Source organism: Streptomyces sp. NPDC007162, from assembly GCF_040634175.1.
In the GTDB taxonomy this organism is placed as follows: Bacteria; Actinomycetota; Actinomycetes; order Streptomycetales; family Streptomycetaceae; genus Streptomyces.
The window spans coordinates 1-13,363 of record NZ_JBEYFC010000231.1; the positions used below are offsets into that span (position 1 = coordinate 1).

A 13,363-nucleotide genomic window follows, 5' to 3' on the forward strand; every position below is an offset into this window, starting at 1 on the left:
TGGTGATCCTGCCGCGCCAGCTGCTCGATGGAACAAGTCAAGAGCCGGGCTGACGCGCCTCATCGCAGTTGTCCACGGTGCTCCGTCGGTACGGCTCCAGCCGGTGGAGCACCAGGAGGAAAGGTGACCGGCAATTCCCCCACATGGATCGCGTCCATCGAGCCCCCCCTGCGACCCGTGGCGGTTCACTGCGAGTGAGGGAAATCTGCGAGGCCCATCGATCGTGGTGCCGGTCATGCGGGCCTGACCAGACCGGTGTCGTAGGCGAAGATCACGGCCTGGACGCGGTCACGGGCGTCGATCTTGGCGAGGATGTGGCTGACGTGGGTCTTGACGGTGGATTCGGCGAGGTTGAGCCGTTCGCCGATCTCGATGTTGCTCCAGCCGGAGGCGATGGCGGTGAGCACTTCGAGCTCGCGCTCGGTGAGCGCGGAGAGCATCCGCTCCTGCTCGGGACTGCGGCCGGGCAGGCGGTCGGAGAAGGTGTCGATGAGCTTGCGGGTCAGGCCGGGTGCGATGACCGCGTCCCCGGCGGCCACCGCGCGGATGCCGGCGACCAGTTCGTCGGGCAGCGCGTCCTTGAGCAGGAAGCCGCTGGCTCCGGCGCGCAGGGCGGCATACGCGTGCTCGTCGAGGTCGAAGGTGGTCAGGACCAGGACATGGGAGCGGCCGCCGGCCTGGACGATGCGGCGGGTGGCCTCGATGCCGTCCATGCCGGGCATGCGGATGTCCATGAGTACGACGTCGGGGCGGAGTTCGGCGGCCTTGCGGACCGCTTCGGCGCCGTGGCTGGCTTCGCCCGCCACGGTCAGGTCGGATTGCTGTTCCAGGAGCATGCTGAAGCCGAGACGCTGCAGCGCCTGGTCGTCGACGATGAGAACGGTGGTCATGCCGGTTGGTTATCCGTGTGAGCGGGGGGATGGGACGGGGGAGGGAGCAGACTGGCGCGGACGGTCCAGCCGCCCCGGGAGTTGCGTCCCGCGGTGACCTGTCCGCCGTAGAGGGCGGCCCGTTCGCGCATGCCGACCAGGCCGTGACCGCCGCCCTCTCGGTCGGTCGCCCGCGGTGCTGCGGCCGGTCCACTGTCCTCGACGCTGATGTGCACGGCGCCTGAGACGACGGCGATGACGACGCTCACTGTGGTGTCGGAGGCGGCGTACTTGAGGGTGTTGGTCAGGGCTTCCTGGACGATGCGGTAGACGGCGAGTTCGAGTCCCTGACCGAGGCCGGTCAGGTCGCCCTCGGTGTGCAGGGTGGCGGTGGGACCGGCGTCCCGGACCCTCGCCAGCAGGGCGTCGAGGTCGGCCAGGCCCGGCTGCGGCGCGAGCGGGGTGGCCTCTGGCTTCTCGTCGCCCGCGCGGACGACGTTGAGCAGACGGCGCAGTTCGGCCAGGGCGCTGCGCCCGCTGTCGGCGATGATGTGCAGCGTGTCGGCGCCGCGTTTGGGTGAGGTCTCGGCGAGGCCTGCGGCGCCGTCGGCGAGGCCGACGATCACCGACAGGGTGTGGCCGAGGATGTCGTGCATCTCGCGGGCGACCCGGGCGCGCTCGTCGGCCACCGCGAGGCGGGCCCGCTGATCGCGCTCTGTCTCCAGGCGGACGGCCCGGTCCTCCAGAGCGGCGATGTAAGCGCGTGCGACCCGGCTGGCCAGCCCCAGTCCGACCGCCGCCACGGTGCTTACGACCAGTACGGTCACCATGGCCGGGACCTGGGTGAGATACGACGTCGGCCCGTACGACGAGAAGACCAGGCCGGTCACGATCGCCTCGGGAAGGCTGACCGCGAGGGTTACGGCCAGTTGGACCGGGGTCCCGAGACGGGCCACGTTGTACAGGGCCACCAGACGGCTGACGTTGGAGCCCGCCATGACACCGGTGGCGATGTCCGCCACGGACACGGCCGCGATGAAGGCGAAGACCGGCATGGGGCGGCGCTCGCGCCACAGCAGTGGGACGGTCAGCCCGATCAGCAGCGCCGCCACCGTGGGGACGCCGGGCCCGGAACCGTCGACGGCCTTCGCCAGGGCGGGGATCCCGAACATGACCTGGAGGACGGGCAGCCCCCAGTGCCTGACCCGCGGGTGGGCCTGGTCGGCCCGGTTCACCCGGACGAACCAGGACAGCAGCCGGACGATCATGCGGTGCTCGGAGTCGCCCAGCAGGGTTTCGGGGTCGCCGACCGGTTCCACTGTCGGCGGTGAGGTCACTGCGTACACCTCCGTGGTGCGGGAAGACCGCCCGCCGGTCCCCGGGGGGAAGTGGGACCGGCGGGCGGGATATGGGTGTCGGCCGGGGTGCGATCCGGCCCGGGCCGGCTGTCCAGGGCCGGTCAAGGGGTTGCCTACCTGGCCCTGGACCGGATCGTACGGCCGTCCGGTCAGCTCCGGCCGGGTGACGCGGGTGTCAGCGACTCGCGCCGTCCGTCGGACGCCATGTCTGTGTCCTGCTGCTCGGCGAGGGCGTGCTGGAGCTTCTCGCCCTCGACGTCCACGTTGGGCAGGAAGCGGTCGAGCCACTTCGGCAGGGCCCAGGCACGGCGGCCTAGCAACGTCATCACGGCGGGCACCAGGGTCATCCGGACGACGAAGGCGTCGAACAGGACGGCGGAGGCGAGGCCCAGACCGATCGACTTGACCAGCAGCACGTCGTCCAGGAGGAAGCCACCGAAGACGGAGATCATGATGATCGCCGCGGCCGTGACCACCCGGGCGCTGTGCCGGAAGCCCGCGACGACCGCCTCGGTGGGCTCGGCCCCGTGAACGTACGCCTCCCGCATCCGGGTGACGAGGAAGACCTCGTAGTCCATGGCCAGCCCGAACACCACACCGACCAGGAAGATCGGCAGGATGCTCACGATCGGCGCGCTCTGGTCGACGCCGAGGGCGCCCGCGAGCCAGCCCCACTGGAAGACCGCGACCACGACACCGAGGGTGGCGCACAGGCTGAGCAGGAAGCCGACAACGGCCTTGAGCGGGACGAGCAGTGAGCGGAAGACCAGCAGCAGAAGCACCAGGGCGAGACCCACGACCACCGCGAGGTACGGCACCAGGGCGCCGGAGAGCTTGGCGGCGACGTCGATGTTCAGCGCGGTCGTACCGGTGACCATCATGTCGGCGCCGGTGTCCTCGGTGAACGCGGTGCCATGGTCACGGATGCCGGAGACCAGGTCGATGGTCTCCTGGCTGTTCGGGGAGCTCTTCGGCACGGCACGGATCAGCGCCACGTCACCGGAGGCGTTGAACTGGGCGGGGCTCACCGACGCCACGTCGTCCATCGTGCCGAGCAGGGTGACCGCGTCCGCTGCCGCCGTCTTGGCATTGCCGCTGCCACGGGCGTCGACGACCACGGTCAGCGGGCCGTTGTAGCCGGCACCGAAGCCCTTGGTCACAGTGTCGTACGCGACGCGGGCACTGCTGCCCGGGGCGGCGACGGAGTCGTCGGGCATCGCCGTCTCCAGCGACAGCGCCGGAACGGCCAGGGCCAGCAGGCCCACGACGGACACAGCGAGCATCTTCACCGGGTTGCGGGTGACGAACCGCCCCCAGCGCACGCCCATCGACTCGCCCTCACCGCGCTCCAGCCTCCTCATGCGCCCGGTCTTGAGCCTGCCCTCGGTGATCCGCTCCCCGGCGAAGCCCAGCATCGCGGGCAGCAGGGTCAGCGCGATGAGCACGGCGATCGCCACAGCGAACGCAGCGGACAGACCGATGTCGGTCATCATCCGGATACCGATGACGCTCAGTCCCGCCAGCGCGATGATCACGGTGAGACCGGCGAACACCACCGCGGAACCGGCGGTGCCCAGGGCGCGTCCGACGGCCTCCTCCGGGTCCTGGCCGTCCTTGAGCTCGTTGCGGTAGCGGGAGACGATGAACAGCGCGTAGTCGATGGCGACCGCCAGGCCCAGCATCAGCGCGAGGGTCGGGGCGGAGGAGCTCAGGTTCCACAGGTGGGTCGCGATGGTGATCGAGAGCATCGCCATGGCGACACCGAAGATCGCGGTCAGCAGCGGCAGACCGCCCGCGGCCAGCGAACCGAAGGTGATGGCCAGGACCACGGCCGCGACCGCGATGCCGATCAGCTCGGTGGGGCCGGTCGTCGCCTTCTCCTTGACAGCCGTGCCGCCGACGTTCACGGTGAGGCCCGCCTTGTCGCCCTCGTCGGCGACCTTGTGCAGGGCGTCCTTGGCCGCTTCACTGACGTCGGCCTGGGCGACCTTGTACGTCACCTGCGTGTAGGCGATCGTCCCGTCCTTGCTGACCGCCCCGGAGACGTACGGGTCCGAGACGCTCGCCACCTGCGGAGCCGTCTTCAGCTCGGCGACGAGGGCGTCGACCTCGGTCTTGGCGCTGCCGGACGTCATCTTCGTGCCGTCGGCCGTCTGGAAGACGACGCGCGCGCCGGCACCCGATGCGGACGCCTGCGGGAACTCCTTGCCCAGCAGGTCCAGCGCCTGCTGCGACTGGCTGCCGGGAACGGTGAAGCTGTCGATGGCGCTGCCCGAGGTGTTCACGGCGCCGAGCCCGAGGCCCGCCACTACGACGATCCACAACAAGGTGACCAGCCGGCGTCGCCGGAAGGCTAGCCGGCCCAGCCGGTACAGGAACGTGGCCACGGATTACTCCCAGATAGCGGACGGAGAAAGTGGTGCGAAGAAGGGGCCGGTCTCTGCGCGGGGCCCAGAACTCACGCTAAGAGCGTTCCGAGCCGTCTCAGCGGCACAAACGGACCGAGTAGCGGCGGCGGCCGTAGTACCCAGGTACTAAGGCCGCTCATCCCTGGCTCGGCTCGGACAGGCGCGGGCATCTTTTCCAGACGCGGCTGCTTCTGTCGTGAGCGTCCGACTCATCTACTCCCAGGGGCCATTGAGGGGCCACAAGGACAGGAACACATCGACAAGCACCGCACAGGGCTGACACGGATAAGCGCGCCTGAGCTGGGAAAACGGCAAAGATGAGCGTTGATCGGCAAGGGCCGCCAAGATCCTCAAAGGGCTCATCATCCGTCGGCCGTGGGTTCGAGTCCCACCCGCCCCACCAGTGCAGCTGTCTGAGCTGCGGAAACGTTCATTTTTGGGTGTCGGAGCGTCGACTTTGCCTATACCAGCCCATCTGACCTGTGATGGAGTGGGCGAGCGTCGTTGTCGCGCACCGTCGGGGCGACTGCTTTGATGGTCGATGTCCAGGCGCAGGGGCCGTACCGGGGCCGGGACGGCGCAGCCGCGTCCAGGTCGAAGTTTCTCCGGGACGATTCGTTGCCCCATTTGCGGGGTGCGCGGCACAGCCTGTTCTCCCGGCGTGGGAGTCGAGCACCGGGTCGGCAGCGGAGACCGTGCAGATACCGGCGGCTGCTCATCGCGCAGTGAGGCCACGGCCGCCTTCGTGTTGATCCGTGAGTCGTCCAGGTGTGTCGGCGGCCTGCGTGCCGATGGTGCACCCGGTGTCGGTTGGCGGCAGGTGGCGGCTGAGCGCGCCCGAAGGGGAAACTGCCCCACCGGCGGCATGATCGGCGTGCCGATGCCGGCCGGCAGGCGTCAGGCCGTCGCGGTGGAAGCGACAGGTCCCCCGTTCGGTCGCGACCCGGGATCGTGCCAGTTCCGCGTGGCAGCAGCCGGCGCAGTGCGATGGTGAAGGCGCCGGTCGGGCCGATGGCGTCGGCGAGATCAGCCGGCAGGCGGGACCCGGCATGGCTGACCACTCCACGCCTGTCGGCCGAAACCACAAGGCGGGGCCGCGACCCGGTGGCGCGCGCTGACGACGGTGCCTTCCCGCTGGGCTGACAGAGACTCTGGACAAGCCTCGTCGCCCCAGGTCAGAAGGCGCCTCCGTCCACGGTGCACACCACTTCCTCGGCGCCCCCTGGCCCGCGCCGAGGTGCTCACCGCCCTGCCCGCGCTCTTCGGCCGCTTCCCCCACCCGACCCTCATGGAGGATCGTCCCTTCGACCACGTGCCGTCGTTCCTCATCCACGGCTTCCGGGAGATCCAGGTCTTCCTCGGCTGAACACCGGACGACCGCTTCGGTCTCCAGGACCCCGGTAGGCCCTGGTGACCGGAGACGCCCACGGCCGGCACGACGCTCCCTGCGACTCGACCGGCCGTTCCGGACTCAGCCGGTGCCCGTCGGTAGCGGTTCGTCCAGGAGGAAGGCTCGCAGCAGTGCGGTGTAGCGGCCGGGCTGTTCGCCTGAGATGGAGTGTCCGGCTCCCTTGACGGTCACCAACTCGGAGCCTGCGAGTGTGTGTTGGTACTCGGTGGTCACAGCGGGCTTGATGAAGTCGCACTCCCCTCGCATGATCAGGGAGGGGACGCGCAGGGTGCGCAGACGGGGCCGGGGGTCGGGAAGCTGCTCGAAGTCCCTGACGGTCATCTGGTTGCTGTAGAAGCCCTGAGGGTTGTCGTGCGCCGTGGTGGGCGGAGCCCCCTCGCACGAGGTGCTGTCCTTTCCCTGGAGGGCGACTTCGTGCATCCAGTGATCGACCTCGCGGTCGCCGACCAGCGCGTGCGCCGCGCCCGGGTTGATCTGGAGGAGCAGGCCCGCCGCGATGATGCGGGGCGTGCTGTTCAGCCGGTCGAGCCGGGCCTTCTGTGCGGGGGAGAGGCGGCTCCAGGGTTCCCCGGCTTTGTGGCCGGGGTATTGACGGCCCCACAGCGCGCCCGGCGAGGTGAAGACCGCTTTGGCGACGTGCTCGCCATGGGCGGCCAGGTACTGGGCGGTGAGTGATCCGCCCCAGGACTGGCCGACCAGGATGATCCGGTCGGCGCCGAGTGTGCGCCGGATCGCTTCCAGGTCGGCGACCTGGCGGGCGACGGTGTATCCGGTGACGTCCCGCAGCCGGGTGGAGCGGCCGGCGCCGACCTGGTCGTAGGAGTAGACGTCGAAGCCGTCCGCCGCGAGTCCACGGCCCCCGGTGGGGACGCCCTCACCGGGCGTGCCCGGACCGCCGTGCAGGAAGATCACCGGGGTCGGTCTGGCCTTGCCTGTGGCGGGGGCGTGGACGTAGGCGATGTGTGAACCGGTCGGCAGATTCCAGAACCGCACGCCGGGCGGGGCGGGGGCGGCCGCCGTGGTGGGCATCGGACGGAGGACGGTGACGGCGGCGAGGACGGCGACGGCCGCGGTAAGGCCGACCGCGAGGAACGCGGACGCCCGCAGGGCCGGGCGGCGGGCGAGGCCGAACAGGGCGAACGCCGCCCGGCCCAGCAGCCCGCCGGCCAGGGCGCCGCAGACGAGGCCGACGATGACCAGGACCGGCACGCTCGCGGTGACGAACGCCGCGGCGAGGAAACCGGCCACCGCCACGGCAGGGGTCAGCAAGAGCGCCAGGAGCAGCAGGACACCGCCGGCGACACGGCGGGGAAGTAGGCGTGACATGTCTTCGAGGCTAGGAAGCAGACGCGGACGATCCGTCCGGCTCAGGGACGGTCCCACCGCGTGCGGGGGCCGCCGTGCGGCGGGGTGGCATCCCCACCTCACGGCGGGGTGCCGATTCACCTCACGGCCCGCTGCCGGGGCGGATCAGCCCCGTCTCGTACGCGGCGATCGTCGCCTGCACCCGGTCGCGTACGCCGAGTTTGCCGAGGAGGACGGAGACGTGGTCCTTCACGGTGGGCGGACTCACCCCCAGCACCGCCGCGATCTCCGCGTTGGACAGCCCTCGCGCGACCTGCCGCAGCACCTCCGTCTCGCGCGGGGTGAGCAGGTCGAGCCGGGCCGTGTCGAGCGGACCGGGACCGTCCGCGAACCGGTCTATCAGCTTGCGGGTCACCGCCGGATCGAGCAGCGCGGCGCCCCCGTGGACCACCCGTACCGCGTCGATCACCCGCTCCGGCTCGGTGTCCTTGAGCAGGAAACCGGCGGCTCCGGCGCGCAGCGCGGCGAACAGGTAGTCGTCGAGGCCGAAGGTGGTGAGCACCAGAACACGGGTCCCGGGGCTGCGTTCGGTGATCGCGGCGGTCGCCGCGAGCCCGCCGATCCCCGGCATGCGGAGGTCCATCAGTGCGACGTCCGGCCGCGCCGACAGCGCGAGTTCGACGGCCGTGCCGCCGTCCGCCGCCTGCCCGACGACGCACAGGTCGGGTTCGGCGTCGAGGATCGCCGCGATCCCGGCCCGCACGACGGCCTGGTCGTCGGCGACGGTCACTCTGATCGCCATGGGAACGCCTCCGGGAGCCACACGCGTACCGCACCGCGGTCGGTCGTCGAGAGGGTACCGCCGGCGGCGTCCGCGAGGGCGCGCAGCCGCCGCTCCACCGCGGGAACGGCGGGTGCCGGACCGGAGACCTCCACGCCGTCGGGGAGCGTGCGCACGGTGAGGGTGACGCCCACGGCCATGAGCGCGGAGGCGGTCCGGTACGCGAAGACCTCCACGGCGGCGGGCAGCGGACGGCGTTCTCCGACGTACCGGACGACGGCGCCGTAGCGCGCGGCCAGCGCGGTGATCCCGGAGACGGTGGGCGGCGGGGCGTCGTCCGCGTCGTCCCCTGTGCGCAGCCCGGACAGCAGGTCCCGCAGCGCGGTCAATCCGGCGCGGGACTCTTCCCGCACGGCCCGCAGGTCCCCTTCCTCCGCCGCGGCGACGACCGCCCGCGCGTGCCGGAGTGCCGTGTCCCGCAGCGCGGTGGCGAACAGCAGACGCTGCGCGGACACCGCCGCGTCGGCGTCCCCGTCGAGCAGGACCCGCCGCCGGGTGTCCGCGGCCCGCAGCCGCTCATGCCGACGGGCGGTCCGACGCCCCCACGACCAGACGGCGAGGGCGGGGAGGGCCAGCACGCCCGCCAGTACGGCCCAGGCCGCCGTACGGCCGCCGGTGATGCCGCTGCCGCTCGCCAGCGCGAACCCGCCCACGGCGGCCACGGCGAGCGGCGCGCACAGGCCTCGGCGCCATGGCAGACGCACCCCGACGCTGTGGACGAGCGTCAGCTCGACCCACCCGTACACCAGGAAGATGTCGCTCACCGGCGGCTGGGTCCAGCCCGCCCGGTCACAGGCCCACCACAGCAGCAGCGCCGACAGCACCGCCGCGAGCGCGCGGCCGGGTGCCCGTGAGCGCCAGGCCAGCGGCACGGCGTGCAGCCCCGACAGCACGACGGTCACCAGTGCGGGCAGCAGGCCGCCGAACGGAGCCGGTACGTCGGCAGACAGCAGGCTTGCACCGAGCGACAGCGCGATCGCCAGGGCCACCAGCGCGTAGTCGAGCGCGGCCGTCCCACGCCACAGGGGCCACCGGCGGAGGGGAAGAACTGTCGCCGCAGGCAGCGAGGCCCGCACGCTCCAGCCCGCTCCCTCACCATGAGGTCCCGCGCGGAACGTCCCGCCCGTCGCGGTGACCGTGGCCGCCAGCCCCGCGAGACCGCGCCCCGTCCCGAGGCCCGGCTCGACGGCCGTACCGCCGTCGTCCGTGACGGTGACGACGAACAGATGATCACCGCCGGCCCGTACGGGCTTGCCCTGGTCGTCCGTCGGCTCGATCCGGACGCGTACTGTCGCGCCCTCGGCGTACCGGGCCACGTTGGTCAACGCCTCCCGGACGACCCGGTACGCCGCTTCCGTACTGCCCGCCGGTGCCTTGCCGACCGTGCGCCGGTAGTCCACCGCGTGCGCGGCGGCCAGCGCGTCGACCTCGGCGAAGCCGGCCGCGGTCGCGTCCAGCCCGGTGAGGCGCTCCAGTTCGCGGACGGCCTCCCGGCCGGCCTCGTCGGCGTGGCGCAGCGCGTCACCGGTCCGTTCCCGGTCGGCGAGCCTGAGCGCGGCGCCCGCGGCCACCACGATCCCGGTCAGGCGATGCGCGGCCACGTCGTGCAGCTCCGCCGCCAGCCGGTCCCGTTCCGCCAGCGCCGCGAACAACGGGACCGCCGCCGTGCCGGCCTCGTAGTCCGCCAGCGCGGACCGGCGGGCCGACCAGTGACGGCGGGAGCGGCCCCTCGCCCAGACGACCGCCACCACCCCACCGGCCGTCAGCGCGACCCCCGCCACGTAGTGCGGTGGTTCACCGCGTAGGGCGGGGATCGCGGCGACGGCCAGGGTGAGCACGACGGCTCCCGTGAGGGAGGAACCGGCAGTCCTGCGTACTGCCAGCAGATGGACCATGATCAGCGCGCCGACCGCCGCGACGAGGGAGAGGACCCACAGGTGCCCCGCGTAGCCGTTCATTGCCCCACGCCGACGGCGGGCGAACGCTCGACGCTCCCCATTCCGGCAGACTAACCCGGCTTCGGTCGGGGTGATGAGACGTCGTCGACCGTCGACTGGCGCGAGACGGAGGGCACTTTCTACGTGCGGGTCCGAGGTTGCGCCCCAAGATCCAGGTCAGGAAGGTACTTTCGCGTTTCCGCCACAACAGCCGCCGTGCCCGACCGAAATGGCGAGGCCAGGGGAAACCCTGATCCCAGCTTCGGGGTGGCCGGACCGTTGTTCAGGGAAACCCCGGGGCGTTGGCACTGCTGACGGTGTGCGCGCTGGTTCCCACGGCGGGCAGTGCGGTCGCCGCACCGCCCGCCGTGGCACCGGACGGAAGCGCGTTGCAGGCGGCGCTGGACCGGGTGACGGCAACCGGAGCGATCGGCGCGGTCGCCAAGGTCCGGCAGGGCGACGCCGTATGGCGGGGCAGCAGCGGCAGGTCCAGGCTCAACGGCCGGCAACCGGCCCCCGTCGACGGCCGCTTCCGCGGCGGAAGTATCACCAAGACGTTCACCGCCACCGTGGTGCTCCAACTGGTGGGCGAGGGGCGGCTACGCCTGTCCGACACCGCCGAGCGGTGGCTCCCCGGACTTGTTCCCGCCCCCGGAGGCGACCGGATCACGGTCCGGGACCTGCTCCAGCACGCGAGCGGCCTGCCCGAGGACACGGACGGACTGCTCGACGGCGACGCCCCCCCGTGACCGCTTCCGCACCTGGGCCCCGGCCGAGCTGATCCGACGGGCCGTCAAGGACGGCAACCGGGACCGTCCTCTGCTGTTCCCGCCGGGCACCGATCACCATTACTCCGGCACGGACTTCATCGTGCTCGAAATGATCATCGAAAAGGTCGCCGGCCGCTCGTTCCGCACTGAGACAGACCAGCGCATCATCCGGCCCCTCGGACTCCGGGACACCCGCCTGCCGGGCTCCCTTCCCTTCATCGGCCCCACTCCCACGGCTACGAACCGGTGAAGAATGCGGTCGGGACACTCGTCCCGGTCGACGACACCACCGTCAACATGTCCGTCGCCGGCGCCGCCGGCGAGATCATCTCCAGCACCGCCGACCTCGACCACTTCTTCCGCACCCTGCTCAGCGGCGACCTCCTGCGCCCGGCCGAGCTGCGCGAGATGACCGCCGACCCCAGCGGAGGCGGCTGGGGTCTCGGCCTGGAGATCGCCACGCTCCCCTGCGGCACGATCGTGGGCCACGCAGGCGGCACTCGCGGCTACCGCACCATCTCCTTCCACACACTCGACGGCACTAGCCAGGTCCCGGTGGACTGGACCGACTGGGGCACCGACGCCGACGCCGACGCGGGCCCCGCGGCCCTCGCCCTGATGACCGCCGCCCTCTGCCCCGCGTAGCCGCCAACGGCCGTGCGTTCCGACCTCCTCCGGGACGAGATGGGAGCTGGAAACGTACTCGGGCGCATCACAGCCCTCGGGCTCATCCCGCCGACCCTCGTCCAGGTCTCGGTCACACCCCGCTTAAGCTGCGGGCGTGGATTACAGGGAGCTTGAGGCGGACGTTCTGCGGCTGGTCGTCGGGGCAACCGAGGGTGACGTTCGTGCCTTCGGTGAGGAGACGGTCACTCGTCTGGTGCGGCCGGAGCTGCTCCGCGGTGCGGCTGAGGACGAACTCACCGAAGCGGCCCGGGCGGCACTGGCCACCGCGTGCGCGAACGTCCTGACGATCAGCGCCGCCGAGTTGCACGACGAGCTTGCGACGATCTACGACGGCATCCTGGTCGAAGACGATCTGGACCCCGGAGTCCTCACCGCCATCACCGCGTTGGCGCACTGGAAGAGCTACCTGGAGCAGAACCGGCGCGGAGAGGTCTACGAACTCGCCATCCGTTCCATCGAGGACATCGACCACGAGGTCTCCGCTGACCTCGACGACTTCCTCGCCACACCGGAGATGGCCGCCGAGTACGAGCGCATCCGCCGACTGCTGGACCCCGGCGCAGGGCAGGAACGCCGGATCCACCGCGGGTAGTTCTGGAGCCACGGCGAGGGGGGAACGGGCTCGGCACCTGTGGTCTCCGGGAGGTCGAAAACGCGATCTTCTACCAGAACCGGGGGCTGTCAGTGCCGTTGCCCGTCCCATGAACTGCCGGGTTGATCGGTGGTGTTCTGCGACTCCATCGCAGCCCTATGAGCTCCCGTCGGCCAGGCCGGTGCGGTGGGCGAGGACCACGAGTTGCACACGGTCGCGGACCCCGAGTTTGGTCAGCAGGTGTCCCACGTGGGTCTTGGCGGTTCCTTGGGTGATGTGCAGGTGCCGGGCGATCTCGGAGTTGGACAGGCCCTCGGCGACCAGGACAAGGACTTCGCGTTCGCGTGTGGTGATGCCTGCCGGCATCGTGGGCGCGGGGGCGGACCGGGCGGCGAACTCCTTGATCAGCCGCCTGGTGATGCCTGGGGCGAGCAGTGCGTCCCCGGCGGCGACCACGCGGATGGCGGCGAGCAGATCCGTCGGCGGGGCGTCCTTGAGCAGGAAGCCGCTGGCTCCGGCGCGCAGCGCACCGTAGACGTATTCGTCCAGGTCGAAGGTGGTGAGCATGAGTACCCGTACGGTGCCTGTGCCCGTGATGAGCCGGCTGGCCTCGATGCCGTCCATGTCGGGCATCCGGACGTCCATGAGGACGACGTCGGGGTGGGTGTCGAGGGCGAGGGCGACGGCTTCGGTGCCGGTGGCCGCCTCGCCGACCACTGCCAGGTCCGGTGCGGTGCCGATGATGCCGCACAGGCCGGCGCGTACCAGGGCCTGGTCGTCCGCCACGACGACGCGGACCGTCATGCGCGTTTTCCCGTGGAGTCCCGGGCGGTGAGCGGCAGTTGGACGCGGACCTGGAAACCGCCCCCGGGCACCGGCCCGGCCCGGAAGTCGCCCCCGCACATGGCGGCCCGTTCCCGCATGCCGATGAGGCCATGTCCTGGTCCCAGGTGGCCCGGGCGGCCCTGCCCCTGGTCGGTGATCTCGATGACCAGTTCGTCCGGCCCGTAGCCGATGCGGGCGTCGGCGCGGGAGGTTCCGGCGTGCTTCACCACGTTGGTGAGGGCCTCCTGGACGATCCGGTACGCCGATGTGTCGATCCCGGCGGGCAGGGCGCGCGGGCTGCCGGTGATCAGCAGCTCGACCTGTACGCCCGCTTCGGCCGTCGACGCCAGCAACCGGTCC

At 71.3% G+C, this 13,363-nt stretch carries 13 protein-coding genes; 5 read left to right on the plus strand and 8 right to left on the minus strand.

The window, feature by feature from the left end:
- Window positions 1-233: 233 nt before the first annotated feature.
- The 3 genes from ABZ646_RS25365 to ABZ646_RS25375 all read right to left on the minus strand — a co-directional run bounded on the left by ABZ646_RS25365 (window position 234) and on the right by ABZ646_RS25375 (window position 4,614).
- Complete coding sequence (locus ABZ646_RS25365; protein WP_360523131.1) at window positions 234-890, minus strand: response regulator transcription factor; 657 nt, start codon at window positions 888-890, stop codon at window positions 234-236.
- Complete coding sequence (locus ABZ646_RS25370; RefSeq protein ID WP_360523134.1) at window positions 887-2,206, minus strand: histidine kinase; 1,320 nt, start codon at window positions 2,204-2,206, stop codon at window positions 887-889. Before ABZ646_RS25370 ends, ABZ646_RS25365 begins: the two co-directional genes overlap by 4 nt.
- 170 nt (window positions 2,207-2,376) lie before the next feature.
- Complete coding sequence (locus ABZ646_RS25375; RefSeq protein ID WP_360523137.1) at window positions 2,377-4,614, minus strand: MMPL family transporter; 2,238 nt, start codon at window positions 4,612-4,614, stop codon at window positions 2,377-2,379.
- Window positions 4,615-5,872: 1,258 nt separating this feature from the next.
- Between ABZ646_RS25375 and ABZ646_RS25380 the strand changes: the two genes are divergently transcribed.
- Window positions 5,873-6,001: a hypothetical protein gene (locus tag ABZ646_RS25380; RefSeq protein WP_360523140.1), complete on the plus strand. Its 129-nt coding sequence runs from the start codon at window positions 5,873-5,875 to the stop codon at window positions 5,999-6,001.
- A gap of 105 nt (window positions 6,002-6,106) precedes the next feature.
- Here the strand turns inward: ABZ646_RS25380 and ABZ646_RS25385 are convergent, their stop codons facing one another.
- The 3 genes from ABZ646_RS25385 to ABZ646_RS25395 all read right to left on the minus strand — a co-directional run bounded on the left by ABZ646_RS25385 (window position 6,107) and on the right by ABZ646_RS25395 (window position 10,150).
- Window positions 6,107-7,372, minus strand: a complete 1,266-nt coding sequence (locus ABZ646_RS25385) for an alpha/beta fold hydrolase (protein WP_360523143.1) — start codon at window positions 7,370-7,372, stop codon at window positions 6,107-6,109.
- Between the two features lie 121 nt (window positions 7,373-7,493).
- Window positions 7,494-8,153, minus strand: a complete 660-nt coding sequence (locus tag ABZ646_RS25390) for a response regulator transcription factor (protein ID WP_360523146.1) — start codon at window positions 8,151-8,153, stop codon at window positions 7,494-7,496.
- Window positions 8,138-10,150 (minus strand): histidine kinase, encoded by a 2,013-nt coding sequence (locus ABZ646_RS25395; RefSeq protein ID WP_360523149.1) that lies wholly within the window; start codon window positions 10,148-10,150, stop codon window positions 8,138-8,140. The genes ABZ646_RS25390 and ABZ646_RS25395 overlap by 16 nt, the downstream gene beginning before the upstream one ends.
- 281 nt (window positions 10,151-10,431) lie before the next feature.
- Between ABZ646_RS25395 and ABZ646_RS25400 the strand changes: the two genes are divergently transcribed.
- From ABZ646_RS25400 to ABZ646_RS25415, 4 genes are all read left to right on the plus strand, one after another.
- Complete coding sequence (locus ABZ646_RS25400) at window positions 10,432-10,878, plus strand: serine hydrolase domain-containing protein (protein ID WP_360523152.1); 447 nt, start codon at window positions 10,432-10,434, stop codon at window positions 10,876-10,878.
- Window positions 10,769-11,149, plus strand: a complete 381-nt coding sequence (locus tag ABZ646_RS25405) for a serine hydrolase domain-containing protein (protein ID WP_360523155.1) — start codon at window positions 10,769-10,771, stop codon at window positions 11,147-11,149. Before ABZ646_RS25400 ends, ABZ646_RS25405 begins: the two co-directional genes overlap by 110 nt.
- Window positions 11,146-11,544 carry a hypothetical protein gene (locus ABZ646_RS25410; protein WP_360523158.1) on the plus strand — a complete coding sequence of 133 codons (399 nt, stop codon included), beginning with the start codon at window positions 11,146-11,148 and terminating at the stop codon, window positions 11,542-11,544. Before ABZ646_RS25405 ends, ABZ646_RS25410 begins: the two co-directional genes overlap by 4 nt.
- 136 nt (window positions 11,545-11,680) lie before the next feature.
- Complete coding sequence (locus ABZ646_RS25415) at window positions 11,681-12,178, plus strand: hypothetical protein (protein ID WP_360523161.1); 498 nt, start codon at window positions 11,681-11,683, stop codon at window positions 12,176-12,178.
- Window positions 12,179-12,334: 156 nt separating this feature from the next.
- On the opposite strand, the gene ABZ646_RS25420 is transcribed toward ABZ646_RS25415, so the two are convergent.
- Complete coding sequence (locus tag ABZ646_RS25420; RefSeq protein ID WP_360523164.1) at window positions 12,335-12,982, minus strand: response regulator transcription factor; 648 nt, start codon at window positions 12,980-12,982, stop codon at window positions 12,335-12,337.
- Window positions 12,979-13,363: ATP-binding protein (locus ABZ646_RS25425; protein ID WP_360523167.1), on the minus strand; the 385-nt coding region annotated here is incomplete at its 5' end. The genes ABZ646_RS25420 and ABZ646_RS25425, both read right to left, overlap by 4 nt.